Annotated in this window: 20 protein-coding genes; 15 read left to right on the forward strand and 5 right to left on the reverse strand. The window is 59.7% G+C overall.

Annotated elements, in window-relative coordinates; translation table 11 throughout:
• Window positions 1–40 precede the first annotated feature (40 nt).
• The gene (locus T8K17_RS06850; protein ID WP_416153194.1) at window positions 41–1300 is read left to right on the forward strand and encodes a metallophosphoesterase family protein; all 1260 of its coding nucleotides are present in this window, start codon (window positions 41–43) and stop codon (window positions 1298–1300) included.
• Window positions 1300–4803 (forward strand): AAA family ATPase, encoded by a 3504-nt coding sequence (locus T8K17_RS06855; protein WP_322333749.1) that lies wholly within the window; start codon window positions 1300–1302, stop codon window positions 4801–4803. The genes T8K17_RS06850 and T8K17_RS06855 overlap by 1 nt, the downstream gene beginning before the upstream one ends.
• A 125-nt stretch (window positions 4804–4928) precedes the next feature.
• On the opposite strand, the gene T8K17_RS06860 is transcribed toward T8K17_RS06855, so the two are convergent.
• Together T8K17_RS06860 and T8K17_RS06865 are read right to left on the reverse strand one after the other, a co-directional pair.
• On the reverse strand, window positions 4929–6953 hold the full coding sequence (locus T8K17_RS06860; RefSeq protein ID WP_322333750.1) for a UvrD-helicase domain-containing protein: 2025 nt from the start codon (window positions 6951–6953) through the stop codon (window positions 4929–4931).
• Window positions 6946–8982, reverse strand: a complete 2037-nt coding sequence (locus T8K17_RS06865; RefSeq protein WP_322333751.1) for an ATP-dependent nuclease — start codon at window positions 8980–8982, stop codon at window positions 6946–6948. Before T8K17_RS06865 ends, T8K17_RS06860 begins: the two co-directional genes overlap by 8 nt.
• Window positions 8983–9117: 135 nt before the next feature.
• Between T8K17_RS06865 and T8K17_RS06870 the strand changes: the two genes are divergently transcribed.
• From T8K17_RS06870 to T8K17_RS06930, 13 genes are all read left to right on the forward strand, one after another.
• Window positions 9118–11142: a conjugal transfer protein TraG gene (locus T8K17_RS06870; RefSeq protein ID WP_322333752.1), complete on the forward strand. Its 2025-nt coding sequence runs from the start codon at window positions 9118–9120 to the stop codon at window positions 11140–11142.
• A 107-nt stretch (window positions 11143–11249) separates the two neighbouring features.
• On the forward strand, window positions 11250–11648 hold the full coding sequence (locus tag T8K17_RS06875; protein ID WP_322333753.1) for a CopG family transcriptional regulator: 399 nt from the start codon (window positions 11250–11252) through the stop codon (window positions 11646–11648).
• Window positions 11645–12607 carry a P-type conjugative transfer ATPase TrbB gene (gene trbB, locus T8K17_RS06880; RefSeq protein WP_322333754.1) on the forward strand — a complete coding sequence of 321 codons (963 nt, stop codon included), beginning with the start codon at window positions 11645–11647 and terminating at the stop codon, window positions 12605–12607. Before T8K17_RS06875 ends, trbB begins: the two co-directional genes overlap by 4 nt.
• 19 nt (window positions 12608–12626) lie before the next feature.
• The gene (locus tag T8K17_RS06885) at window positions 12627–12935 is read left to right on the forward strand and encodes a TrbC/VirB2 family protein (RefSeq protein ID WP_322333755.1); all 309 of its coding nucleotides are present in this window, start codon (window positions 12627–12629) and stop codon (window positions 12933–12935) included.
• Window positions 12935–13204 (forward strand): VirB3 family type IV secretion system protein, encoded by a 270-nt coding sequence (locus T8K17_RS06890; protein WP_322333756.1) that lies wholly within the window; start codon window positions 12935–12937, stop codon window positions 13202–13204. The genes T8K17_RS06885 and T8K17_RS06890 overlap by 1 nt, the downstream gene beginning before the upstream one ends.
• Entirely contained in the window at window positions 13198–15642 is a 2445-nt protein-coding gene (gene trbE / locus T8K17_RS06895) for a conjugal transfer protein TrbE (RefSeq protein WP_322333757.1), read from the forward strand. The genes T8K17_RS06890 and trbE overlap by 7 nt, the downstream gene beginning before the upstream one ends.
• Complete coding sequence (gene trbJ / locus T8K17_RS06900) at window positions 15639–16367, forward strand: P-type conjugative transfer protein TrbJ (RefSeq protein ID WP_322333758.1); 729 nt, start codon at window positions 15639–15641, stop codon at window positions 16365–16367. The genes trbE and trbJ overlap by 4 nt, the downstream gene beginning before the upstream one ends.
• A gap of 18 nt (window positions 16368–16385) precedes the next feature.
• Window positions 16386–17723, forward strand: coding sequence for a P-type conjugative transfer protein TrbL (gene trbL / locus T8K17_RS06905; protein ID WP_322333759.1), 1338 nt, complete (start codon window positions 16386–16388; stop codon window positions 17721–17723).
• A gap of 3 nt (window positions 17724–17726) precedes the next feature.
• Window positions 17727–18434: a conjugal transfer protein TrbF gene (trbF, locus tag T8K17_RS06910; RefSeq protein WP_322333760.1), complete on the forward strand. Its 708-nt coding sequence runs from the start codon at window positions 17727–17729 to the stop codon at window positions 18432–18434.
• The gene (trbG, locus tag T8K17_RS06915; protein ID WP_322333761.1) at window positions 18431–19435 is read left to right on the forward strand and encodes a P-type conjugative transfer protein TrbG; all 1005 of its coding nucleotides are present in this window, start codon (window positions 18431–18433) and stop codon (window positions 19433–19435) included. The genes trbF and trbG overlap by 4 nt, the downstream gene beginning before the upstream one ends.
• Complete coding sequence (locus tag T8K17_RS06920) at window positions 19432–20628, forward strand: TrbI/VirB10 family protein (RefSeq protein WP_322333762.1); 1197 nt, start codon at window positions 19432–19434, stop codon at window positions 20626–20628. Before trbG ends, T8K17_RS06920 begins: the two co-directional genes overlap by 4 nt.
• Window positions 20625–20951, forward strand: a complete 327-nt coding sequence (locus T8K17_RS06925) for a DUF2274 domain-containing protein (RefSeq protein WP_322333763.1) — start codon at window positions 20625–20627, stop codon at window positions 20949–20951. Before T8K17_RS06920 ends, T8K17_RS06925 begins: the two co-directional genes overlap by 4 nt.
• A 3-nt stretch (window positions 20952–20954) precedes the next feature.
• A complete protein-coding gene (locus T8K17_RS06930) occupies window positions 20955–21122 on the forward strand; it encodes a DUF736 family protein (protein ID WP_322333764.1) in 168 nt (55 codons plus the stop codon).
• Window positions 21123–21210: 88 nt separating this feature from the next.
• Here T8K17_RS06930 and T8K17_RS06935 read toward each other — a convergent pair whose 3' ends face one another.
• The 3 genes from T8K17_RS06935 to T8K17_RS06945 form a co-directional block, all read right to left on the reverse strand.
• Complete coding sequence (locus T8K17_RS06935) at window positions 21211–22128, reverse strand: nucleotidyl transferase AbiEii/AbiGii toxin family protein (protein ID WP_322333765.1); 918 nt, start codon at window positions 22126–22128, stop codon at window positions 21211–21213.
• Window positions 22129–22130: 2 nt separating this feature from the next.
• The gene (locus T8K17_RS06940) at window positions 22131–22883 is read right to left on the reverse strand and encodes a type IV toxin-antitoxin system AbiEi family antitoxin domain-containing protein (protein WP_322333766.1); all 753 of its coding nucleotides are present in this window, start codon (window positions 22881–22883) and stop codon (window positions 22131–22133) included.
• Window positions 22884–23014: 131 nt separating this feature from the next.
• Window positions 23015–24181: a tyrosine-type recombinase/integrase gene (locus T8K17_RS06945; protein ID WP_322333767.1), complete on the reverse strand. Its 1167-nt coding sequence runs from the start codon at window positions 24179–24181 to the stop codon at window positions 23015–23017.
• Window positions 24182–24699: the final 518 nt, after the last annotated feature.

Genomic DNA, 24699 nt, shown 5'->3' on the forward strand with positions numbered 1-24699 from the left:
CTTTTTTATACTGGAGGGGGTTATCGCCGCATATCGCTTCATCCATTCGGCGGATGTGCATCTCGATTCGCCGTTGCGCTCACTCGCCTTACGCGACCCCGAGTTGGCCTCGCTGATCGGCAACGCCACGCGGCGCGCTTTTGTGCGCATCATTGATCTGTGCCTTGAAGAGCGGGTAGACGCCCTTCTTCTGGCTGGCGATCTCTATGACGGCGATCAGACGTCCATGAAGACGGCACGTTTTCTGGCCGAGCAACTCCGGCGGCTTTCCGAGGCAGGCATCCAGGCATTCATCATCCGTGGCAATCACGATGCCTCGTCCCGCATAACCAAGGAGCTGGTTTTCCCTGATTCCGTGAAGGTCTTCGGCGGCCGGGCTGAGGCTGTATCCGTGGAGCGGGAAGCGGGGACCTTCCCTGTTGTGATTCATGGCCTGAGCTTTACCCAACCGCATGCCCCCGAAAGCCTGGTTGGTAAATACAAACCGGCGGTCGGTGATGCGGTGAACATCGGCCTCATGCACACCAGTTTGGCAGGCGCACCAGGACACGACCCATATGCCCCATGCAGCCTCGCCGATCTGAAAGGAACGGGCTTTCACTATTGGGCGCTCGGCCATGTACACAAGCGGATGGTCGAGGAAGGTCCATGCACGGTTGTCATGCCGGGCATACCGCAGGGGCGGGATATGGGCGAGTCCGGGGGCAAATCCGTAACACTGGTGACCATTCAGGATGATCGGACGCTTCAGATCGAAGAACGGTTCACCAGCTTGGCGCAGTTCGAACGCGCCGAAGTCGATGCAACAGGGGTTGAAGATTGGGGAAAACTTGCCGCTCTCATTGGCCGCTCTTTGGAACAAGCCCGGCACGGGATTGCTTCCGAGCATTTGGTGGCGCGGCTGCATTTCACGGGCGAAACGCCGCTTGCTTGGCGCATCCGACGGGACATTGATCTTCTCACAGCGGAGGCTCAGGACCGAGCTTCGGTCATCGGCGGCTGCTGGGTTGAGAAGCTGGAGACATCCTGCCAGACGCCAAGCGCCGCCAATGAAGGATCGTCTGATCCACTCCTGGAACTGCGGGGGCTGATTACAGACGGTGTCATTGGCTCGGATGCGTTCCGAGCGGAACTGGTCACCATGGCCGATGAATTACGGAGGAAACTGCCGGGGGAATGCCGCGACATATTCGGCTCTGACGAAGAATCGTTCAAAGACAGCTTGGCGCTTCTGGCGCAGGAGGGCATGGAGGATGTGATCGCCCGCCTTCACGCAGGCGAGAAAGGTGATCAAACCTGATGCGATTGAGCCGCCTTGACCTGACTCGCTACGGCATATTCACGGACCATAGCGTCGATTTCGGCGAGCGCGTGGGCGGAACACCTGATTTACACATCATCTACGGCCCCAATGAAGCTGGCAAATCCACCTTGTTCGCGGCTTGGCTGGATCTTCTTTATGGGATCGAGATGCGAAGTCCGTATGGCTTCCAGCATCCCTACCCGACGATGCGGATTAGTGGCGCGCTGGAGTTCTCCGATAGTGTGCGTGAATTCGTGCGCATCAAGAAACAGCAAAACAGCCTTCTCGATGTGCATGAGCAGCCCATCGCCGAAAGCGCAATCCTTGGCGAGTTCGGCGGCATCGACCGCGAAGCCTATCGCACCATGTTCTCGCTCGATGATGACACGCTGAAGCAAGGTGGCGAAAGCATCCTGAAAGCCAAAGGAGAACTCGGGCAACTCCTGTTCTCTGGAAGCAGCGGTCTCGCTGACCTCAGCCGCAAGATCGAAGAGTTTCATTCGGAAGCCGATGGGTTTTACAAGTTCCACGCGCGTAGCGGGCAACTGCACGACTTAAAGAATGAGTTGGACCAGTTGAAACAGGAAAAAGACCAATTCGATACGCAGGCATCGAAACATGCCGAACTGGCGGAGACAGTCAAGCGCACAAAAGCCCTGTATGACGAAACGAGTAGGAGCCGCAGCAAACTTCAGGTGCGCAAGGATGAAATTCAGCGTCTGCTGAACGCGCGCCCCCGCCTTGCAAAATTACGTTCCCTTCGAGAGCAGATATCGCCGCTCGAAGCAATTCCCGATGCGCCGATGGGCTGGGCCGAAGAACTGCCTGCTTTGCACGAACAAGAGATTAAGCTTGTGACGCAATCCCAGTCGAATGCGGACGAGGTCAAGCGTCTGGAAACTGCTCTGGAGGCCATCACCGTTGATGACGCAGCATTGCGTCTGACGGATAAGTTGGAAGATATCGCGCCGCTCAGGGCGCGGCATATGACGGCCGAAAAGGATCTGCCTGATCGTCGCCAAAAATTGCGGGATCTCGATACCGCCATTTCCCTTCACCTGCATCAGGTTGAACAGGGGGGAGAGACAAATCCGGCGCGCCTTATCCTGCCGGCATCGACAGTGGCACGCCTGCGTGAACTGATCGAATCCCATTCAGGCATTGATGCGAAGTTGAGCACGGCGCGCGAAGAATTGTTCGAGGCGAAGGAGCGCTTAAATGAGGCCACAGCCAAGTTAGGCGATGGCGCTCAAACAGGGAGTACGGGGAACGAAACGTACGTCACGACGCTCAAAGAGGCGCTTGCTGCGTTGCGGGCGAGTGATCATGCCGCCAGGCAACGTCTTGCGGAACGTGCGAGCCAAGATGCTCAGGCGAAGCTTGATGACTGTCTGGCCACCCTGACACCCTGGCGAGGGGAAGCTGACCAACTGGTTGCCATGTCCGTTCCTGGCGCGGACGCTCTCCAGCGCTGGAAGACGACTGGGCACGCCATTGAGAAGCGGATTGATCAGCGATCCGGAGAAATTGAGCGGCTGAGGACTGAAGAAGCGCGCCTGACAGCGGAGCAGGACGCCGTGAGCAGCGTGACCGGGATTGTCACCGACCAGGACGCGGCGCAGATCAGGGCGGAACGTGATCACGCATGGGCGGAACATCGAAACCGCCTCGATGCCAGTTCCGCCGAACGATTTGAGGATGCGTTGCATCGTGATGATGGGATTGTGGCCCGGCGCTTCGGCCATGTGAAGGAACTGGCCCAGCTTCATGAAACGGCCAAGGCGCTCAAGCTTGTACAGTCTGACCTCGCCCGTGCCGAGGAACTACATGCCAAGGCGCTGGCAGATGCCCAAGAGTTAATGGGCCAAATTGCGGAAGCGATCAGTGCCCTTTCGCCTAACTTGCCGCCCGATTGGACATTGCAGCATCTTGAGGCTTGGCTGATCTGTCGGGAAAAGGCGCTGGAGGCAAGGGGAGAGCTACGAACGGCGACACGGGATTTACAGGCAGCGCAGAATGATGCCGATGCCATCAGGGAGCGTCTCACTGCTGCGCTGAGTGCCTTGAAACTGTCCTTCGCACCCGACGCCGAGGAAGCAGCCCTTGCGGCAATGGCCCAGACTGCACTCGATCATGAGGCGGAATTGAAACGTCTGCGCACAGCGTGGGAAGAGCGTGGGCGCGATGTCAGCACCCGCGAACGCGCGTTTGAGCGAGCCGAATCTGAAATACTTGCGTGGGATACCGACTGGAAGCAAATCTGTGCGAGCTGTTGGCTGGGCGAGCGTGGCGCAGCATCGGTAATTGCCGAAGTGCGGAGCATTCTCACGGTGATCGCCGAATTGGCATCCGCCCTGAAGGAAAAGACGACATTTGCCGATCGTATTGCCAAAATGGAGGAAGATCAGGCCGCGTTTCGGGATGCGGTGACAGCCTTGGCGAGTGAACTGGTTATTGCTGCGCCGGAGGCCACCGCCGTCATGGACTTGGTCCGGGAAATTGATGAGCGCATTCGCAAGGCCGAAGCCGACCGTACCGAGAAGGCCAAGGAGACGCCGCGCCTTGAAACAGCTCAGGCCACAGCGCGGAAGTTGACGGCTGACAAGCTAGCCCTTGATCGCCGTAAGCAGGAAATGACCGAGTATTTCGGGGTGTCTACGCTTGCCGAGGTATCTGCAACACTCGATCGGATCGCCATTAGAGAGGATTTGAGCGGGCAAGCTGCGGAGGAGATGCAAGAGATCCTCGATGCGTTGCGGCTTACCAGTTTTGAGGCAGCGGAATCTGCCCTCGATCGTCTGGATCAAGCCGCGCTGGAAACAGAACTCGCTGAGATTACGACGCAGGCCGGGGTCAAAGAGGAGGAGTGGCGCGATTCTTACGCTGCCTACAGAGATGCTGAAAAGCAGATCGAGGCCATTGGCGGTGACGCCAAAGTCGCCGAAATCGAGGAACAGCGGTGCACGGTCCTGCTGGAAATAGAGGAAGGCGTGCGGCGTTACATGCGACTGCGTGCCGGTACCATTGCGACCGAACAGGCGTTGCGCCTCTACCGGGAGCAGCACCGCAGTTCCATGATGGCGCGTGCTTCCGAGGCCCTACGTACGATTAGCCGGGGCCGCTATATCAGCCTGACGACACAGCCGGATAAGGACAGCGAGGTTCTGGTCGCCATCGGCTCAGACAAGAGTTCCAAACTGGCGACGGAAATGTCCAGGGGAACGCGCTTTCAGCTCTATCTCGCCCTGCGTGTCGCAGGTTATTTCGAGTTCGCCAAAACCAGAAACGCCGTTCCCTTTATCGCCGACGACATTATGGAAACCTTCGATGATTTCCGTGCCGAAGAAGCCTTCCGCCTATTCGCGGAAATGGCGGCGACGGGACAGGTCATCTATCTCACGCACCACCAGCATCTTTGTGAGATTGCGCGCCAGGTTTGTCCGGAGGTGACAGTTCATGATCTCTCAGGATCTGGCGTTCCAGAATGGCAGATCAACTGAAGCGTCAATGTGCGTTCTCAGGCAGCATCTTTTCAGCGGCATATCCTATTCTAGTTGGCTGGGGCCGTTATGCCGGAAAAAATCCCTCATGCGCCACGAACAGAGCGCGCTATGCCATCTCGTCGTCACATCTCCACAACCTGCCAGCCTCTTCCCTGTAATTTTGCGACAGAATCTGCGCGCGCTTGGTCATCGCCGAAAACCGAACGCGGTATCGCAAAGCAGACCAAATGACTTGGTCGCGTCATCGCGACATAGGTTTGCAAGAGCCGTTTTTGGTCTCGGATGCCGGCACCGTCTACGTTAACCTTTGCGCCGAGGAGCCAAGGCAGCATCCGCTGTGACGAATGATCATGCCAATAGGTGCTGAGGATCATCGTCGCCAAATGGGTTTGGCCTTTAACCGAATGGATTGACCCGAGCCGGATGTCTACATGTCTGGTAGCGTCGGCAACCCGATAAACATTCGGGCCGGCGTCACTCGGTGAAGCTGGGGCACCAAGATGCAAAGACGGGTCATCTGCCGACCACGCGAGAAAGCCATCTGCGTTGGCCTCGATGATCGCCCCGTCGCAGAGGGCGCGGCTAATAGCGAGGATGTCGTCCCGCACCACTCCCCAGTTCGGTTGGGTCAATGGCATCCAGTCGATGAGAAGCGCTTTGACTAACTGGCGGTAGGCAGCAAGTGCCGCCGCATCTGTTGCCAGCGCGTCAATGATCGCACGGTGTGTCCGCGCCCTACGCTTGAGCTGTCCAGCATCTCCGACGTGACCGACGAGGCGGATAAGACCTGATGCGATCTTCTCGACACCTGGCGCAAGGTCACGATTGTCGCGTACAACAGCTTGTGCCGCCCGAACGTATTGAACAAGGGATCTTGGATGGGGCTCCTTCCGGCAGATTTCCGCAGTGTAACCGCTCCAGTAGTGTGGCACGGATTTCGGAAAATGCGCGTGTCCTGGCGCAACATCCGACGCATCCTGATGAACCGCTCCCACCGCAGTGACTGCCCCCTCCGTCAACGCGCCGTCGGTAAACATCGTCAGGACATGCTTGCCGTAGGCATCGAGCACACCTGCAGTGCTGTTGTCGGGAAAGACGAAGATGGCATGCCCGCATGCGATTGGCGCACCGGGAATTGCTTTTGGACCGATGCCGCAGAGCCCGATGGCACCGACCGGCGTCGTGGCGAATGGCGAAGCGAGCACCGCAACCTTTGACCCGAACCGATAGCTGTTCGGGATGCTCAGCTTACGTGCAGGATTGGGGTCTGGAAATGGGTCACTCTTGTCCGGATCAGCTTCAGCATTATCGAAGATGGCCTGATTGGGATCACCGACGCGCTGCACAACGATGTCAGCGGATTCTCGTGGAAAAACCGCATGCAGCATGGCACCCTGGAGTTCGAACGTGTCCTGCATCTCGTCGAGAAGAACGAGCGGAAACCGGCGCCTCAGCCAAGACGCAACATCGGGAGTGTCTTCCAGAAGGGAGCGTGCCCAAATGAACATCTCATCGTAGCAGAAATACCCCGCCTGGGCTGCGGTCTCGATGGCCTGCTTCGCCAGCTTGAAGCTTTTCGCATCCGGGTTGGCAGGAAACGCCTTTCCGCCGAGATCGAAGCTCAGGTCGCGGGCGCAAATGCGCAAGCGGTCGAAGCCGCTGTACTTCTGTGAAAGAAAATTCTGTACCGTCCAATAGTCAGCCGTGGTGAGCACACCGCGCCGATAGGCTGTTGTCACGTCATTGTCGATAGTCGGTGACGGATATCCGTTTGAGCTGAGCCACGGCAGCGCTAGAAAACGGTTCACAAAACCATGAATGGTGTCGATGAAGTGTGGGTAGCCGAGCAAGCGCTGGCCGACAACGGTGCTGCCGAGCCGCCGCTGAATTTCCTCGCGCGCCACGTTGGTGTGAGAGAGGACGCAGATGCCTTTGGTCCGATGGGGCCACTTCCGCGCCAGGATGGCGAGCTTTGCTACGACGAGCGTTGTCTTGCCACTCCCCGGACAGGCGGACACGTCGAGCGTGTTGCGGGCAGTTAGAAATGCCCGTCGCGGCTCATCGGGGGTGTCCAGCCCCATCAAGTGGCAGACCCATTCGATGTCCTCGTCCGTGATCTCCGGGACGAGCGGAGATACATCAGGCATTGCCGGTTTCCTCTTGAGGACCCGGCGGTGCAAGCGTCGACGATGGACTCTTCACGTGCGTGATTGCGTCGACAATATAGCGTGGTAACTTGGCGGCAAATGCAGCTTTGTCGAACTCCGCGACCTCTCCCGCCTTGGCAAAGGCTTCCGCAAGATACTGCGCCGCGATGGCCTTAGATGCGCCGCCAGAATGGAAGAGCCGGTAGATCCGCGTGCACAGCGCCGCACGGTCCCCATTGGCATCGGTTTCAATCGGCTTGAAGGCAGTTCGTGCAGCAGCTTCGACATCGGCGCGTTGTTTCTTCTCCTCGTTGAGCGGGTCGTCGTTTATTGCGAGGGAAGCAGCGACGTAGACGTCCTCCGCAAAGCCGCAGAACGCGAGATCGTATTCCAATGTCCAATGGTCGGCGACAAAGGTCTTCACCGATTGGCCGTCAGCGGACCGCAGGCGAGCGCGCCACTCTTCCAGCGCTTGTTCCTGGGTCTTGCCATTCCCACCGAAGTCGCGGAGCGCTTTCCATCGGCGCTTCGAACTGGACCACTTCTCATCATCGTCACCAGCAACCAACCCGAGGATGGTTGGGGCGCAATCTGGCATCACGTCCATGTCCGCTATGCAGGCGACGGGAACAGACAGTTTCGGAGGTGCGTCCGTCCGGCGCTGAAAGATGCTGCTGAACCGCCTGAGTCCCCTGCCACCGACATTGACGATGGAAACACCGTGTTCGGTCAGATCGGTGCCCAACAACCTTGCGAGAACGGGCAGTAGAATGGTCTCGGCGTCGCCTTCAGCGACGATGACAGCGTGGGCAAAGAACAGGTTGGCCTTGGTAACGTCGAGGAAGCGCTCCAGGAATCGATAGTCGCCTTCTTCGAGCCTAGTATGGCCCCGGGCAAGTGGGAAGGTGCGCCTGCCATCCAGAAGTATAATGTTTTGTAGCGGAATCTTTGACGCCAGGTTTGGGCTATGGGTTGAGAGGATGACCTGGACGGGACGTTTCGTGTCTTTGACCTTGACCGCTGCAGCCTTTGTCAGGAACTCCATCAGCCGAAGCTGACGTTGGGGATGCAGGTGAGCTTCCGGTTCTTCGATCAAAAGTAGCGGAAGTCCTTCTGGCTCCCGTCCGAGGAGCAGCAGTTCGCAGGCCATGTAAAGTAAGTTGTTTGAACCGAGTCCGTAACGCCCTCGTGGGTTCCCAGTGGTTGCTTCGAGGAGGCCGAGTTCCAATCGCTCCAGGATTTGACGAAGACGTGTTTTGTCCGTCCCGCCTTCTGTAATGTCAATCTTGCCGCGAAGGCTGTCTCCTGTGAGCGAAAGCGAGGAGAGATACTGCTTGTTAATCGCTTCCTCGGCGCTGCCGACCCCTTCGTGCTTCTTTACGTTGTGACGCAGGTAATCGGACAGTCCCAAGAGGCTCAACCGGCTGACGGCAGTGGCATCCGCAGGCAATGCCTCCGCATCGAAGGGGTCTCCTTGCCCGATTTCAGGAAAATTGGCGAGAATTTGCGAAAGACGGGACCCGCGCCCCGGCGACATCTCACGTTCGGCATCGCGAAGCGGCCGTAGATAAGCGCTTGATAGCAATTCACGAACTGATGCCTCTATAGGAGGCCCTGCACCGTCAATGCCGCTGCGCACCGACACATCGACCCATCGACGAGCACCCGGGGTCTCGTTCAGCCTCTTGGCAGTCCAGTTGACCAAGAGGGAGACTTGGGCGCCTTCATAGGAAAGATATTCTGCGAAGGCACCTTTCTCGTCGTCGTCGAGCCCGCTCAGCTTGCAGCGGATGAAGATGTCGGTGGCTTGCTTGCCGGTTTTATCGAGATGAAAGTCCTCAGATTGGACACGGATAAATTCTTGGTCACGGGTGAGCAACGCATATCTGATCGCATCAATGATAGTCGATTTCCCGCTGTCATTCCGACCGACCAGTGCCGTCACGCCGCTACTAAATGCAATGTTGAGCGCCGAATCATTATCTCCGAACTGGCGAAAATTACGAATTACTATTTCTGAAATGTACATTCCGAGTATGCCCTCATTTAATCGTTGTGAATGAGAGACATGATCTCATTTCGTCGTACATAAGGGTTATAACAGATTTCGGCCATGCACGCGATACTTGCTCCGTTTGTCTTATCGAAGAACGGAGCCATCGCCATGACCCCCACCAAACTCCTGATCGGCCAGATCACTGTTGTGTTCGCCATCGTCATTCTGGGCGTGTGGGCGGCGACGCAGTGGTGCGCGGACATGCTGGGCTATCAAGCGCAGTTGGGCAACCCGTGGTTCGTGCTGTTCGGCTGGCCGGTTTATGAGCCCTGGAAGCTGTTTCAATGGTGGTATTTCTACGAAGCCTATGCGCCCGAGGTGTTCGACAAGGCGGGTATGTTGGCGGCGGGCAGTGGTTTCATGGGTTGCGCGGCGGCGGTGGTCGGTTCGCTGTGGCGGGCGCGGCAGAGTCGGCTGGTGACGACATATGGTTCTTCGCGCTGGGCCTTGAAGGGGGAGATGAGGAAGGCCGGGCTGTTTCGGTCCGCAGGCGTGTTCATTGGTCAGTTTCAGGAAAAATACCTGCGTCATGACGGGCCGGAGCATGTCATGGCTTTCGCGCCGACGCGCTCCGGCAAAGGCGTGGGGCTCGTTGTGCCGACGCTTTTGTCGTGGACCGGATCGGCGGTGATCCACGACATCAAGGGCGAGAACTGGCAGTTGACCGCCGGTTGGCGCACCAAGTTTTCCCATTGCCTGCTGTTCAACCCGACCGACCTACATTCCGCCCGTTACAATCCGCTCTTGGAAGTGCGCAAGGGAGCGGACGAGGTCCGCGACGTCCAGAATATCGCCGATATCCTTGTCGATCCCGAAGGGGCGCTCGAACGCCGGAACCATTGGGAGAAGACCAGCCATGCGCTGCTGGTCGGGGCGATCCTGCATGTGCTTTATGCCGAGGAAGAAAAGACGCTGGCCCGCGTGGCGACTTTTCTTTCTGACCCGACACGGTCTTTTCCAGCAACGCTGAGGCGGATGATGGAAACCAATCATCTGGGGACGGCGGAAAACCCGGAGGTGCATCCGGTGGTGGCCTCCGCCGCGCGCGAGGTGCTGAACAAATCCGAGAATGAGCGTTCAGGTGTCTTGTCCACTGCCATGTCGTTCCTTGGGCTGTATCGCGATCCGACCGTGGCGGCGGCGACCGCGGCCTGTGACTGGCGCATCGCCGATCTGATGGATGCCAAACATCCCGTCTCGCTCTATCTGGTGGTGCCGCCTTCGGATATTTCACGCACCAAACCGCTGGTGCGGTTGATCCTCAATCAGATCGGGCGGCGGCTGACCGAGCGGCTGGAGGGCGACCCCAAGAAGTCGCGCAAGCACCAGCTTTTGATGATGCTGGATGAGTTCCCCGCTTTGGGACGGCTGGATTTCTTCGAGACGGCCTTGGCCTTCATGGCCGGGTACGGCATCCGCGCTTATCTCATCGCGCAGAGTCTGAACCAGATTTCCAAAGCCTATGGCGAGAATAACGCCATCCTCGATAACTGCCATGTGCGGATTGCTTTCAGCAGCAATGACGAGCGTACCGCCAAGCGGATTTCCGATGCGCTCGGCACGGCCACCGAACTGCGCGCGATGCGCAATTATGCCGGTCACCGGCTGGCGCCTTGGCTCAGCCATGTCATGGTCAGCCGCCAGGAAACAGCGCGGCCCTTGCTGACCCCTGGTGAGGTCATGCAGCTTCCGCCGACGGATGAGTTGGTGCTGATCTCCGGCCTTGCGCCGATCCGCGCGAATAAACTCAGATATTACGAGGATGAGAATTTCACCGAGCGGGTGCTGCCTGCGCCGGCGCTGGCGACAAGCGATTATGCTGACAAGCCTGAAACGCGGCCAGATGATTGGGGCAAGCAAGTGCGCAAGGCTGACACGCGGCTTGCCGCCCAAGATGATGCAAAATCGACTTCCACTGACGAAGGCGGGATGCAGCAACAGCGCCATCCGGGGCTGGGCGAGGAAATTGTTAAAACCGCCGAACCCGAGCAGGGCGAATTGCCGAACCTCTTGGATGATGATCCCGACAGCACTGCCGATAAGAACATGATGGAGCGCGCCGCCACACCCGCGCGCGCCTATGGCGTCAACGAAGCGATGGGGCCGGACAGGGATCTGCTCGACGGGTTTTGAGGAAGATTCCGCAAGTGATCGTGCGTCGTCGTACATAACGGATATAAGAGATTTCAGCGGCTTAGACGATCCTTGTTCTGACTTTCTATTTGTCAGGACAAGAATACATGAAACCGCGCCACAATATTTACATCGACGAAGAGACCAGCGCCGAATTGGAGGCGCTGGCGGCAAAGCCTGGCGCATCGAAGTCGGCTATCGTCTCGGATGCCATCCGTCATTACATCCGCCATCGCGGCGCGCATCAGATCGACGAGGCGCTGAAAATCCGTCTCGATCGGGTGACGCGCGACATGGGTCTCATTCGCCGCGACCTCGATGTGCTGACCGAGAGCCTCGCTTTTTTCGTCAAGCTCTATCTCACCTTCAACGCGCATACCCCCGTGCCTGATGCGTCGGCGCAGGCGGTGGCGCGCGACCGTTTCCAGAAATTCATCGAGCAGGTTGGCCGCCAGATCGCGGGCGGCAAGCGCTCTCTCAAAAACACCGAGGAGGATTCCGAATGAGCGACACATTCGAAGAGCGCCGCCGCGCCATGCTGAAAACCGCCATGGGGCCGGTGATCGCGCAAGCGCTTGGCGATCCCACCGTCATCGAGGTGATGGTCAATCCCGATGGCAAGCTGTGGATCGACCGGCTCGGCGCAGGCCGCGGCAATATCGGCGTGCGCATCCATCCGTCCGAGACCGAACGGATCATTCGGCTGGTTGCAAGCCATGTGCGCGCCGAGGTGCATGCAGATAATCCCATCGTCAGTGCGGAACTGCCGTCTGGTGAACGGTTCGAGGGGCTGTTGCCGCCGGTAGCATTGGGGCCATGTTTTGCCATCCGCAAACCAGCGACCAAGATTTTGACCATCGCTGATTATGTCCGCGACCGGATCATGGTGCCGATCCAGGCCGAGGCTTTGCGCAAGGCCGTTCGGGAGCGGAAGAACATTCTGGTTGCCGGTGGCACGTCTAGCGGCAAGACGACGCTGACCAACGCGCTGCTTGCCGAAATCGCTGATTGCGACGAGCGGGTGATCCTGATCGAGGATACGCGCGAGCTGCAATGTGCGGCGAAGGATTGCGTGGCGCTCAGAACCCGCGCGGGCGCGGTGTCGATGGGTGACCTGGTGCGCTCGACCCTGCGGCTCAGGCCAGACCGCATTATCGTCGGCGAAGTGCGCGGCGCGGAGGCGCTCGACATGCTCAAAGCCTGGAACACCGGCCATCCCGGCGGCATCGCCACGGTGCACGCCAATTCCGCCCGCTCGGCGCTCTACCGCATCGAACAGCTCGTGCAGGAAAGCGTCACCATCGTTCCACGTCGGCTGATCGCTGATGCCATCGACATGGTGGTGTTTATCGCCGGGCGCGGCAGTGATCGCCGCATCGAGACCATCGCCGAAGTGACGGGTCTCGACAGCCAAGGCGACTACGCCGTCACACCGCTTTCCCTCCCACAACTGCAATCCCTCTGACCTCTCGAAAGGACACCTCATGCGCAAGAAGCTTCGATTTCTTCTCTCTTCCGCCATCGCGTTTGCGTTTACGGCCCCGGCCTATGCGGCCGGTTCAGGCATGCCGTGGGAAGAGCCGCTGCAACGGATATTGGAATCGGTGCAAGGCCCGGTCGCCAAGATCGTCGCGGTGATCATCATCATCCTCACCGGCCTGACACTGGCCTTTGGCGAAAGTTCGGGCGGGTTCCGGCGGCTGATTCAGATCGTCTTCGGTCTCTCAATCGCCTTTGCGGCCAGTTCGTTCTTCTTGTCGTTCTTCTCCTTCGGCGGTGGGGCGCTCCTCTGATGGCCGCGCAACGCTCCATTGAGGGATTTGAAGTCCCTGTCCATCGCGCGCTGACCGAGCCGATCTTGCTCGGCGGCGCGCCGCGTGCGGTCGCCATCTTGAATGGCACGCTCGCCGCCGCCATCGGCCTCGGCCTCCAGCAATGGATCGCCGGGCTGGTGATGTTTGTCGCCGGGCATACGCTCGCCGTGTTCGCCGCCAAGCGCGATCCGGATTTCATGGCCGTGCTCGCCCGTCACCTGCGTCAACGGGGGTGGTGGCGATGCTGAACATTGGCGAATATCGCAATAAGGCCGACCGGCTTGCCGATCTGCTGCCCTGGGTGGCATTGATCGCTCAGGGTGTTGTCCTCAACAAAGACGGCAGCTTCCAGCGCACCTTCCGTTTTCGCGGTCCAGACTTGGAAAGCGCTACCGAAGCCGAACTGGTCGGTCTCTGCGCCCGCGCCAATAACGCTCTGAAGCGTCTCGGTTCTGGCTGGGCGCTGTTTTTCGACGCCGAACGCCTTGAGGCGCAACATTATCCGTCATCGGAATTTCGTGACGCCGCCTCATGGCTGGTTGATGAAGAACGCCGCGCCGCGTTCGAAGAGGGTCGTCAGGGCCAGCATTTCGAGAGCCGCTATCACCTCACACTTTTATATATGCCGCCGCCGGACGCGCAGGCGCGCACAGAAAATGCCCTTCTGGAGCGCGACCGGAAGGGGGAAGGGGCCGGCGGCATTCGGAACTGGCGGCAGGAACTGGCCCGGTTTGGGGAAGAGACCGAGCGGGTGTTGGACCTGCTCAGCGGTTTCCTGCCCGAGATCCGCGCGCTCGATGATACTGAGACCCTGACCTTCCTGCATGGGACGATTTCAACAAAGCGCCATCCCGTCAATGTTCCCGAAACGCTGATGTATCTCGACGGCGTTCTGGTGGACACGCCGCTCACCGGCGGGCTGGAACCGATGCTGGGCGAGAAGCATCTGCGCACGCTGACCATCCTTGGTTTCCCGAACACCACCCGCCCCGGCATTCTCGACGCGCTCAACCATCAGGATTTCGCCTATCGCTGGGTGACGCGGTTTATCCCGCTCGACAAAACCGCTGCGACCAAGGTCTTGACCCGCCTGCGCCGGCAATGGTTCGCCAAGCGCAAGTCGATCACCGCAGTCTTACGTGAGGTGCTGACCAACGAGGCGGCGCCATTGGTCGATAGCGACGCCGATAACAAGGCGCTCGATGCCGATGCGGCGCTCCAGGCGCTGGGCGGTGACCATGTCGGTTTCGGCTATCTCACCACCACCATCACGGTGTTCGATGAGGATGCCCAAGGCGCAGAGGAAAAAGCCCGCGCTGTCGAGCGCATTATTAATGGTCTCGGCTTCACCTGCATTCGCGAGAGCGTCAATGCGGTGGAAGCCTGGCTCGGCAGTCTACCCGGTCATGTCTACGCCAATGTCCGCCAGCCGCTGGTTCACACGCTGAACCTAGCCCATCTGATGCCGCTGTCGGCGGTCTGGGCCGGGCCGATGCGTAATGCCCATCTTGATGCGCCGCCTTTGTTTTACGCGGAGACCAGCGGTTCCACCCCGTTCCGCCTCTCCACCCATGTCGGCGATGTCGGCCATATGCTCATGGTCGGTCCGACCGGCGCCGGCAAGTCGGTGCTGCTGTCGCTGATCGCCATGCAGTTCCGGCGCTATGCCGGATCGCAGGTTTACATCTTCGACAAGGGCAATTCTGCCCGTGCCGCCACCCTCGCCATGGGCGGCGAACATCATGCGCTGGGGGCGGATGGTTCGCTCGCCTTTCAGCCGCTTAAGGATATTGACAATCCCGCCACCCGAAGCTGGGCGGCGGAATGGATCGTCGCATTGCTGACGCATGAGAAACTCACTGTCACGCCAGAGGTGAAGGAAGCCGTCTGGTCGGCCTTGACCAACCTTGCCAGCGCACCAGAAGCGGAACGCACGCTCACTGGCTTGTCGGTGCTGCTGCAATCCAACCCGATCAAGGCGGCGTTGCAACCTTATACGCTCGACGGTCCCTTCGGGCGTCTTCTCGATGCCGCCGATGACCGGCTGGCGCTGTCGGACGTGCAGTGCTTCGAGACCGAGGAACTGATGCACCAGGCAGGTGTCGTGCTGCCGGTGCTGACCTATCTGTTCCATCGCCTCGAAGAACGGTTTGACGGGCGGCCGACGCTGCTGATCCTCGATGAAGCCTGGGTGTTTCTCGACAATCCGCTTTTCGCCGCCCGCATTCGCGAATGGCTAAAAGTGCTGCGCAAGAAGAATGTCTCGGTGATTTTTGCCACCCAGTCGCTTGCGGACATCGCGGATTCCTCGATTGCGCCGGCCATCATCGAAAGCTGCCCGCAACGCATCTTTTTGCCCAATGACCGGGCGGTCGAGCCGCAGGCGCGCGCCGCCTATGAACGCTTTGGCATCAATGAACGCCAGATCGAACTGATCGCCCGCGCCACCCCGAAGCGCCATTATTACCTGCAATCGCGGCGTGGCAACCGGTTGTTCGAACTGGGGCTTGGCCCCATCGCCTTGACGCTGTCCGGCGCATCCGATCCCGCAGCACAAACTCTCATCGACGCCATCCTGGCCGAACACGGGCCGGACGATTTCGCCGCCCGGTTCCTTTCCGCGCGCGGTCTCGATTGGGCCGCCGACCTCATCACGCAATTTCCTCAACACGGAGAACCATCATGAAACGCGCATCCTTTGCGGCGCTCATCGCCGCTTCCCTTTCCTTCTCCTTGGCCGTTCCTTTGGCCATCACCATGCCGCAGAGGGCTCATGCCGCTTGGCCGGTCTTCGATGCTACGAACTATACGCAGAATATGCTCACCGCCGCGCGCACATTGGAGCAGATCAACAATCAGATTCAGCAACTCCAGAACCAGGCGACCATGTTGCAGAACATGGCGAAGAATCTCCAGCGGCTGGATTTTTCCTCGCTTGGCCAGATGCAGGGCGCGCTCAATCGCATCGACGGGCTGATGATGCAGGCCGAGGGCCTCAGTTTCGACCTGACGCAGCTCGAAGGCCAGTGGCGGCAGCAATATCCCGACAGCTACGACGCTTCCATCACCGTCAGCGATATGGCGACGGCGGCGCGCGAGCGTTGGCAGAACAGCATGAACGCCTACCGCCAGACCATGCGCGTGCAATCGCAGATCGTCGAGAATGTGCAGGCCGATCAGGGGCTGCTCACCGATCTCGTCAACCAGAGCCAGGGCGCGGCAGGCGCATTGCAGGCCCAGCAGGCCGCCAACCAGCTCATCGCGCTCAGCGCCAAGCAGCAGATGCAAATCCAGACACTGATGGCGGCGCATTACCGCTCGCAAGCCGAGGACGCCGCCCGTAAGGCTCAAGGAGAAGAAACTGCGCGCGAGACGACCAAGCGCTTCCTCGGTTCCGGCAAAGCCTATTGATCCGGGAAAGGCGGCGTCATGAATGATTTAGGCATCATCGATCGTTTCATGGAGACCTTCAGCCAGTATATCGATTCTGGCTTCGGGTTGCTGTCGGGTGATGTCGCCTTCCTGACTTCTATCCTGATCGGCATCGATATCACGCTGGCGGGCCTGTTCTGGGCTTTGGGCGGCGAAGACAATATCATCGGGCGGCTTTTGAAGAAGGTGCTCTATGTCGGCGTCTTCGCCTACATCTTGAACAACTTCCAGAACCTCGCCGACATTATTTACCGCTCATTCTCCGGCCTTGGCATTCAGGCCGCACCCGGCGGCATGACCGCCGATGACCTGCTCAAACCCGGCAAGATCGCGGCAACCGGCTATGAGGCTGCCTATCCGCTGCTCGAACAGGTGAGCAATCTCGTCGGCTTCCCGGAAATCTTCGGCAACGCGCTCACCGTCTTTGTGCTGTTGCTGGCTTGGTTTCTGGTCCTCATCGCCTTCTTCATTCTGGCGATCCAGCTTTTCATCACCGTATTGGAATTCAAGCTAACGACGCTCGCGGGCTTCGTGCTCGTGCCCTTCGCGCTGTGGAACAAGACCGCCTTCTTGGCCGAGCGCGTGCTTGGCAATGTCATCTCAAGCGGCATCAAGGTGATGGTGCTGGCGGTTATCGCCGGCATCGGCTCGACGCTGTTTTCCACCTTTACGACCGGCCTTCAGGGCCAGGAACCCGATCTTGCCGCCGCCATGTCGCAGGTGCTGGGGGCGCTGGCCCTTCTGGGCCTCGGCATATTCGGCCCCGGCATCGCCTCGGGTCTTGTGTCTGGCGCACCGCAGCTTGGGGCAGGGGCTGCCCTTGGCACAGCGGGTGCTGCCGCAGGGGCGGCGGTTCTTGCCGGAAGTGCCGCTATTGCCGGTGCAGGAATGGTGGCCGGTGGTGGGCTTGCCGCCATTCGGGCCGGAACGGCGCTAGGTTCGGCGGCGTCGACTGCATTCCAATTGGGCCGCGCTACATCTGGTGCTTCAGGGATGGCAGGGGCCGCGGCGGGCATGGGCGGTGTTGCTCGTGCTACTGGCGGAGCCGCCACACAAGGCGCGCGTTCTGCTGCTGGCCGTGCGGCAGGTTCGCTTAAACAAAGTGCCAATACTGGCCGCAATAAAGCTTGGACGGCCACCGGCGGCGCACCAACCGCCGCGATGAGTGAGGGTGCATCCGTTAGCACTGCCACCAACTCCGCTCCTGATTGGGCAAAACGCATCCGCTCCGAACAGAGCGCCCGCGCCAGCCGTCATGCGGTGGGCCAGGCGATTAAGGACGGTGACCGCCCCGGCCAAGGGGCCAATCCCACCATCAACGAAAAGGACGAATGATCCATGTTTAGACGACCCATACAGCGATACGGGCAAACACCCGAAACTGTTACCCCTTACCAAAAAGCCGAGCAGCTCTGGGACGAGCGTATCGGCACATCCCGCGTTCAGGCGCGCAACTGGCGGCTCATGGCCTTCGGCTGTTTTGCTTTGTCGGCAGCGCTCTCCGGCGCGCTGGTCTGGCAATCGATGCAAAGCCGCGTTGTGCCCTATGTCGTCGAGGTTGATAAATTCGGCGAAGCCCGCGCTGTTGCGCCCGCCATTCAGAATTATCAGCCCGCCGATGCCCAGATCGCCTGGCACCTCGCCCGGTTTGTCACCCATGTGCGCGGCGTTTCCACCGATCCGGTGCTGGTGCGGCAAAACTGGCTGGCGGCATATGACTTTGCTACCGACCGCGCGGCGCTGTTTTTGAACGAGTACGCCAAGGCCAATGATCCCTTCGGTCAGATCGGCACGCGCAGCGTCTCGGTGCAGGTGACCAGCGTGGTGCGGGCCTCCGATACCTCCTTCCAGGTCAAATGGACCGAGCAGGTGTTCGAGCGCGGCAGCCTCGCCAAGACCGAGCGCTGGACCGCGATCCTGACCACCATCATCCAGCCGCCGCGTTCCGCCGAGCAATTGCGCAAAAACCCGCTCGGCCTGTTCGTCAGTGCCATCGACTGGTCGCGCGAGCTTGACACCCCCAATCCAAAGGAACCCGCAAAATGAAACACTTGGCTTTAATATCCGTATCAGCGTTGGCCTTATCGGCCTGCGCCACACGGCAATTGCCGCCGACAATTTCCTATGATGCCGATGACTTCAAACCGGCGGCAATCGAGAAAGCACCATTGAAGCCGGTGCAGATCGTCGAGGTGCCGAAAGTGCTGCCGCTGCCCGGCCAACTCATGCCGGAACCGGGCAAGGTCGAGGAAGATAAACGCCCGCCGACCACGCGCGTCGAGGACGCCAACAAGGCGGCGACGCAGGAGCCGACAAAGCACGGCTATATCAACGCCATCCAAGTCTATCCCTATGCGGAAGGCGCACTCTACCGTCTCTATGCTGCGCCGGAACGGGTCAGCGACATCGCGCTTCAGCCGGGCGAAAAGCTGACCTCGGTGTCTGCCGGCGACACGGTGCGCTGGGTGATCGGCGATACGCTGAGCGGCACTGGCGACAATCAGCGCACCCATGTGCTGGTCAAACCCTTCGCGCCGGGCCTCACCACCAATCTGGTCATCACCACTGACCGGCGTTCTTATCATTTGCAACTGGACAGCACCGAGAAAACGGCGATGGCGGCGATCTCCTGGACCTATGCGTCCGATCAACTGACCACATTGCGTCGCCAGAACGCGGTGGCCGAGGCGGCGTTGCCGGTTGCGTCCAACCTGGCGCTGGAAAACATCCGCTTCCGCTACGCTATCACCGGAGACAACCCGCCCTGGAAGCCGGTGCGCGCCTTCGATGACGGCCACAAGGTCTATATCGAGTTTCCGCGCCGCATTGATCAAGGCGAGGCCCCGCCGCTGTTTGTGGTGGGCACGGACGGCGGCAGCGAACTCGTCAACTACCGTATGCGCGGTAATTACTACATCGTCGATCGCCTCTTCGCCGCCGCCGAGTTGCGGCTGGGTGCCACGCCGCAACAGGTCGTGCGCATCACGCGCACCGACGGGACGCCCCGGCGGACCAGCCTCTTTGGCAGCGCGGAGGGGCAAAAATGACAACAAAACAGGATGAAAAGCTCGATCTCCGCGCTGCGCCGGGACGCAAACTGGTGCGCTTCAAGAAGGGCGTGGTGATCGGCGGCGCAGCTATCGCATCCGCCGGGATTCTTGGTGTCACCATGCTGGCGCTGCAAGCGCCATCCTTCCGAACGGGCCAGCCCGCCGAGGAGCTTTACAACACCGACAAGAAACCGACGCCCGACGGTCTTGCCGCGCTGCCGGGGGATTATTCGCAGATCCAGCCATCAACACCTGAACTGGGGCCGCCGCTGCCCGGCGATCTTGGCCGTCCCATCCTCGAACGCCAGCGCCAACTTGGCATCGCGCCGGGAGGGGCGGAATTATCCGCCGCCGAGCAGCGCCTCGCCCAGCAGGCCATTCAGGCCAAGGAATCTGGTGTTTTCTTCCGCATCGAAAATCGGCATCAGCGGAGTGCACCCACGGCCACGCCGCAACCGACGCAAATGGCGGCGGCAACCGTTTCACCTGACACCGACCGCCTGACACTCGATCCCGAGCGCGACCAGAATAATCAGCAGCGCAAGCTCGATTTCCTGAACCAGCAGGACACCGGCGGCATCTATAATCCGCATGCCCTGCAAACCCCGGCCTCACCGCATCAGGTCATGGCGGGCAGCGTGATTGCCGCCAGCCTGATCACCGGGATCAATTCCGACCTGCCGGGCCTTGTCGTGGCGCAGGTCACCGAAAATCTCTACGACACCGTGACGGGCCAGACATTGCTCATCCCGCAAGGTTCCCGGCTAATCGGCACCTATGACAGCGTCGTCGCCTTCGGCCAATCCCGTGCGCTGCTCGTCTGGCAGCGGATCATCCTGCCGGACGGATCATCGATCCAGATCGACAATCTCCCCGCTACCGACGCCGCTGGTTACGCGGGCCTTGAAGATGAAGTGGACTATCACACCTGGCAGTTCGTCAAGGGCATCGCCATGGCGACATTGCTCGGCGTCGGCACGGAACTGACCTTCGGCGAGGGCGAAAGCGATCTTCTCCGCGCCATCCGTGAATCGACCCAGCAGAACACCGCCCAAGCCGGCCAGCGCCTCACCGAAAAGAACCTCAATATCCAGCCCACCATCACCATCCGCCCCGGCTGGCCGCTGCGCATTGTCGTCCAAAGGGACATCGTATTGCGGCCCTACAAGGGCAGAAAGGATCGATCATGACCAATCTGAAACTCGCCAAACTCCCCGACCGCACACCGGCGAAAATCACCATCACGGTGAGCGCAGATCTCAATCAGGCGCTCTGCGACTATCAGAAGCTTTATGCCGCCACCTACGGTGCGTCGGAAAAAATCGCCGATCTGATCCCCTTCATGCTCGAAGCCTTCCTCGACAGCGACCGTGCCTTCGTCAAGGCTCGGAAGGAGGGGCTGCCGGAGGTTGATGTCGAAAAGCCGCCGCGCCGGGGCCGTATATCCCAAGGGGGCGATGTAGCCCCCGCATCGACCCGCGCTGCCACTGGTTCACCCGATCAGGAGGGATGACCCATGCAAATTGGCACTTTCACTTTGTCCAATAGCTTTGGTTGGACAGGTTCCATCCGCATCCTCACGATTGACGCAAAGATCCGCCTTGTCCTGAACGATGACCGCGACGGCAATAACGCTCCGACCTTCCGTTTCCTCGTCGGCAATACCCGCATTGGTGCGGCCTGAGACGCATGCGCAATCGGTTTTGCTTTCGGCATGCCTGTCTTCCTGATCGCTTCTACGGCGACGTGTGGGCGTTTGGCACGCGCTATCCTCACCGTCTCAACTTCTCCTCCAGTGTTGCCAAGAGCGTGGCATGTTTGCGCGGGTTGGATTGTTTGAGTTTGCGAATGTTCTGGAGCTTCCATTTCACCGCTGGCATGTCCTTGAGGGTGGGAAATGGCAGCAATTGCCAGTCGGGTTCGCCCGCTTTCAGGCTGAGAAGGAAATCCCGCTCATCCCTCGTCAGGCTTACCGGCAACTCCCTGAACAGCCAGTCCCTTGTTTCTTCCAACATCTCAAGGCTGACGTCCTCTCGCGTCATGCCGACGAAATCATTGCGATAGGTGGTCTCAAGCGGTTGCGGGTTTGGCGTCAGGATTTCGTTGATGGGACGATTATGGCCGGCGACATAGGCGACGAAAGCCTGCCGCATTTCCGAGGTAAGCCCCTCATTCTGCCGCAGCAGCAGGCAGTCGAACCAATCGCGCGGATGCTGGCGGTCCATCGCGGCGACGAGCTTGCCGCCATAGAGTTCCGCTGGTGCCAGGATCGGTAGTTTGATAGCGCGTTTGAATTCGTCTGCTGCCAGCGCGCAGAGTTCGGCTGGGCGCACGGGGTGAAGCGTGCCACGCCCGACCGGGTTGACTTCGACTTTGACCTCGGGAAGGCCGCGGCGCACGAAGAGCTTGATATCGCCCATGCCGGTTGCCGCCTGCCGCCGGACGGAAAAGCCGCGCTGTTCCAGATCGGTTGCCGCCCTGTTCAGCGCTTTGGATATGGCGTTCAGCGCCTCCTCACGCGGCTGATTGGCGTGGACATAGACCACGTCGATATCGACCGAGAGCCGGGGCATGTCGCGGTGAAAGAGATTGATGGCGGTGCCGCCCTTCATCGCGAATTCCGTGCCTCGAAAGATGAAGGGCGCGACATCAAGCAGTAGCTGCACGGTCTCCCGATAGCGTTGGTCCATGTTCATATCCTTATCGTGCCGGACGCATGGCGTCGCACGTATGGCGTTGCCGATCCTGTGTGGACGTGGGTGAGATCGAGTTCATCCAGAACGGGCAGGGTGGCCCGTCCGGCCAGCGCCAGGAAAAGCCGCACCGCCTTGACGCTGCGGCAGGATTCTAGCAACGGCTGCATCAGCGGGGCGCGGAGGCCGAAGAGGCTTTCGACGAGATGGGCGGCATCTTCCTCGGATTGATGCTGCGGAACGCCCCACAGCATTTCCAGAACGGCGCGCTCTGGCTCCGCAACGCACAGGACGGGCAGGTCGTGCCAGGGGGCTATACCGAGGTTCGGATCGTCAAAGAGATGCCGCCGCCGCACGGTGAGCGAAAAGCGCGCCTGCATCCAGTCCGGCAGGCGCAACGGGCTTTCCGTGAAAAGCTCCGTATCCGGCCTATGGGCGAGGTTATGTTGATAGCCGTGCCAGGCGAGCGCAGTCTTGCCCCCAACATGGAAGGTGCCGGGCAGGGCCGCGAGCGAAAGCCGCAATTCCGGCTCATCCCCGGTGCGCAGGAACCAGCCATGCCCAAGCCGCGTGAGCCAACCGGCTTGAACATAATGATACGCCAACTGCGCCGACACGCCCTGTTCAGTGAGCCAAGCCGCCGTCAGCGGCTGACCCGGTTGGGCGCGCGTCAGAACCTGTTTCAGAAGTCCGTATCGATCTAAAGTCATGCTGTATATTTGCGCTTTTTGCAGAGCGAAGTCAAGAAGCATGTTTCACAATTATAATAAAATATAAAGCATGGCTATATATTTGTTCCCTAGATAACCATGGGGCTATGCCCCTTTTCAGTCGCGACTTTTTGCGGTGAGGAACGCACGTATTTCCCGCATAGAAGGGGGGGCTATGCCCCCGCGCTCATGATTACCTTGCCGATGGCGTCGGAGATCTTGCCAGCGGCGGCTTTGACCGGATCGTTGGCGAGGTGGGCGTAGCGGGCGGTGGTCTGGACCTGGGTGTGGCCAAGCAGTTTGCCGATCATTGGCAGGCCTTCGCCCAGCGCCAGTGCGCCACTGGCGTAGGAATGGCGTAGGTCGTGGATGCGAAGGTCGGGCAGTCCGGCCCGCACGCGAATGCGCCGCCAGGGGTGTTGCAGGTCTGTCAGGCGGGCACCTTCGAGCTTGCCGGTGATCACCCAGGGATTGCCTTCGATCCGCTCGATCTCCTTGAGTATCTTCGCGACTGCGTCGCCAAAATGCACAATCTTCGCGCCAGTTTTGGAATCGGGCAGGCGGAACTCTCGCGCGCGCATGTCCACGTGGTCCCATTTCAGCGTCATGATCTCGCCCAAGCGGCAGCCGGTGAGCATCAGCAAGCGGATGGCGTTGATCGCCGATCTGGTTTCCGAGCCATCGATTTCAATTTCGTTCAAGGTTTTACCCAGCGCTGCATACTCTTCTGGCGACAGGAAGCGCTCGCGCTTCTGCTCGGGAAACTTCTTCACATGCAGACAGGGGTTGGAGTGGTCGGGCCGTAGCCCCCAGACCTCGGCGAGATTGAACATCTTGGACAGCACGCCCAGCGTTCGGTTCGCCTGGTAGGGGACTTCCCGCATATTGTGATGCAACTCGGCGATGTCCTTGCGCTCGATGTCGCTGGCTTTTCGCGTGCCGATCTTGGGGTTGATGAACAACTCGACCGAACGCCGGTATTCATACTGCGTCGTTGGTTTGCAGCGCACCGCCACATAGTCCTTGAGGAACCGTTCGCCCAACTCCTTCATGGTCGGCGATTTGCGGGTCAGATCCATCTCCTTGACCGGATCGTTGCCCGCCTTGGCTTCGGAGATGATCTGATGCGCCTTCACCCGCGCCTTTTCAGGTGTCGTCGGACCGTGCGGGCCGATGGTCACCTTGCGCAGCCGCCCCTTCACACGGGTGGTGGCGATGTAGACTTTGCGACCGGATGGCCAGACGCGCAGGCCGAAGCCGCGCAACTCGTCGTCCCAATAGGTCACGTCTTTGGTTTCTGGCTCGACCTGATCCACGAAGCGTTTCGTCAGTTTCGGCATAGGCAACACCTCCCCGCAGGTAACAGGCTTAAACTTTCAGTCTCTGGGTGCTTCCTGATGCGATCCTGAATCCAACCTGATGGGTTTGCGCAGGTAACATATAGGTAACAGAAGAGAGCAAATTCAGGGTAATGCGGGAGTAGGTGATGGGCAAGAGATATCTTGAAAAAAATAGTAATTACAGTATATTAAGGCGAATTGAGCGTAGTGGAGCGCAAGTGAGGATATTGTGATTATTGTGACTCATAACCTGAAGGTCGCAGGTTCAAATCCTGCCCCCGCAACCAAACATATCGCCGCCAAAGCATCCGCTTGGCGGCTTTTTGTTGTTCCGACACCACCCTCCGAAACCCGTGACGCGCCAATCCTGCGCCACTCAGGCTTGCACAGGGATGGTGGTCGACGCAGCTGGTTGGATACCGGCTGAAATTTAGTCGGAAAACGCCCCGGGGGACGCCTGGGCCATTGACTACGCGGCACAGTCCCAGGCGCTCGATGTCGCGCGCAGGTCAGGCATA

This window comes from Thalassobaculum sp. OXR-137 (genome assembly GCF_034377285.1).
In the GTDB taxonomy this organism is placed as follows: domain Bacteria; phylum Pseudomonadota; class Alphaproteobacteria; order Thalassobaculales; family Thalassobaculaceae; genus Thalassobaculum.

What these genes read in the sequence shown, in the direction of transcription:
- T8K17_RS06875 (WP_322333753.1), top strand. Translation starts at nt 11,250, where the DNA reads ATGAAACCGCGCCACAATATTTACATCGACGAAGAGACCAGCGCCGAA.
- T8K17_RS06890 (WP_322333756.1), top strand. Translation starts at nt 12,935, where the DNA reads ATGGCCGCGCAACGCTCCATTGAGGGATTTGAAGTCCCTGTCCATCGC.
- trbL (WP_322333759.1), top strand. Translation starts at nt 16,386, where the DNA reads ATGAATGATTTAGGCATCATCGATCGTTTCATGGAGACCTTCAGCCAG.
- T8K17_RS06855 (WP_322333749.1), top strand. Translation starts at nt 1,300, where the DNA reads ATGCGATTGAGCCGCCTTGACCTGACTCGCTACGGCATATTCACGGAC.
- T8K17_RS06920 (WP_322333762.1), top strand. Translation starts at nt 19,432, where the DNA reads ATGACAACAAAACAGGATGAAAAGCTCGATCTCCGCGCTGCGCCGGGA.
- trbB (WP_322333754.1), top strand. Translation starts at nt 11,645, where the DNA reads ATGAGCGACACATTCGAAGAGCGCCGCCGCGCCATGCTGAAAACCGCC.
- T8K17_RS06945 (WP_322333767.1), bottom strand. Translation starts at nt 24,181, where the DNA reads ATGCCGAAACTGACGAAACGCTTCGTGGATCAGGTCGAGCCAGAAACC.
- T8K17_RS06870 (WP_322333752.1), top strand. Translation starts at nt 9,118, where the DNA reads ATGACCCCCACCAAACTCCTGATCGGCCAGATCACTGTTGTGTTCGCC.
- T8K17_RS06885 (WP_322333755.1), top strand. Translation starts at nt 12,627, where the DNA reads ATGCGCAAGAAGCTTCGATTTCTTCTCTCTTCCGCCATCGCGTTTGCG.
- T8K17_RS06930 (WP_322333764.1), top strand. Translation starts at nt 20,955, where the DNA reads ATGCAAATTGGCACTTTCACTTTGTCCAATAGCTTTGGTTGGACAGGT.
- T8K17_RS06940 (WP_322333766.1), bottom strand. Translation starts at nt 22,883, where the DNA reads ATGCTTCTTGACTTCGCTCTGCAAAAAGCGCAAATATACAGCATGACT.
- trbG (WP_322333761.1), top strand. Translation starts at nt 18,431, where the DNA reads ATGAAACACTTGGCTTTAATATCCGTATCAGCGTTGGCCTTATCGGCC.
- trbF (WP_322333760.1), top strand. Translation starts at nt 17,727, where the DNA reads ATGTTTAGACGACCCATACAGCGATACGGGCAAACACCCGAAACTGTT.
- T8K17_RS06860 (WP_322333750.1), bottom strand. Translation starts at nt 6,953, where the DNA reads ATGCCTGATGTATCTCCGCTCGTCCCGGAGATCACGGACGAGGACATC.
- T8K17_RS06925 (WP_322333763.1), top strand. Translation starts at nt 20,625, where the DNA reads ATGACCAATCTGAAACTCGCCAAACTCCCCGACCGCACACCGGCGAAA.
- T8K17_RS06865 (WP_322333751.1), bottom strand. Translation starts at nt 8,982, where the DNA reads ATGTACATTTCAGAAATAGTAATTCGTAATTTTCGCCAGTTCGGAGAT.
- trbJ (WP_322333758.1), top strand. Translation starts at nt 15,639, where the DNA reads ATGAAACGCGCATCCTTTGCGGCGCTCATCGCCGCTTCCCTTTCCTTC.
- trbE (WP_322333757.1), top strand. Translation starts at nt 13,198, where the DNA reads ATGCTGAACATTGGCGAATATCGCAATAAGGCCGACCGGCTTGCCGAT.
- T8K17_RS06935 (WP_322333765.1), bottom strand. Translation starts at nt 22,128, where the DNA reads ATGGACCAACGCTATCGGGAGACCGTGCAGCTACTGCTTGATGTCGCG.